The sequence below is a fragment of the Neisseria sp. P0021.S006 genome (genome assembly GCF_051956895.1).
Genome location: NZ_JBQCWZ010000894.1, coordinates 1 through 593, shown reverse-complemented (window position 1 = coordinate 593; position 593 = coordinate 1). Strand labels below are relative to the sequence as shown.

General features: G+C 55.5%; 2 protein-coding genes. Both read left to right on the top strand.

Annotation, left to right across the window (positions count from 1 at the left end):
• On the top strand, window positions 1-190 hold a 190-nt coding region (locus tag ACTHUM_RS17760; RefSeq protein WP_440403657.1), incomplete at its 5' end, for a transferrin-binding protein-like solute binding protein.
• Window positions 187-593 (top strand): TonB-dependent receptor plug domain-containing protein (locus tag ACTHUM_RS17755; RefSeq protein ID WP_440403656.1); only part of this gene is annotated, 407 nt, incomplete at its 3' end. The genes ACTHUM_RS17760 and ACTHUM_RS17755, both read left to right, overlap by 4 nt.

The window sequence follows — 593 nt, the reverse complement described above, 5'->3', positions numbered from 1 at the left end:
TGATACAGGTATCGACCTGCTTGGCAGGGGTGCAACATCCTCCAAACCGTTTAAAGCCGAGAACCTTCATGTAACAGGGGGCTTTTACGGACCTCATGCATCGGAATTGGGCGGCAGCTTTGCCGAACCCCAACAAAAAATCGGTGTGGTATTTGGTGCGAAGAAAGATGACAAGGAGGCAACACGATGAACAGAAGGCATACATTCCCGCTTACCCTGACCGCCTTGGCCATTGCAGCCGCTTTCCCATCATATGCGGCAAACCCCGAAACGGCGGCATCTGATGCGGCGCAAAGTCAATCATTGAAGGAGATTACCGTCCGTGCCGCCAAAGTGGGACGGCGATCGAAAGAGGCGACCGGTTTGGGCAAAATCGTCAAAACGTCGGAAACGTTGAACAAAGAACAGGTACTCGGTATCCGCGACCTGACGCGCTACGATCCGGGCGTGGCCGTCGTCGAACAAGGTAACGGCGCGAGCGGCGGTTATTCGATACGGGGCGTGGATAAAAACCGTGTGGCGGTTTCGGTCGACGGTGTTGCCCAAATACAGGCGTTTACCGTGCAGGGTGCATTGAGCGGATACGGCGGACG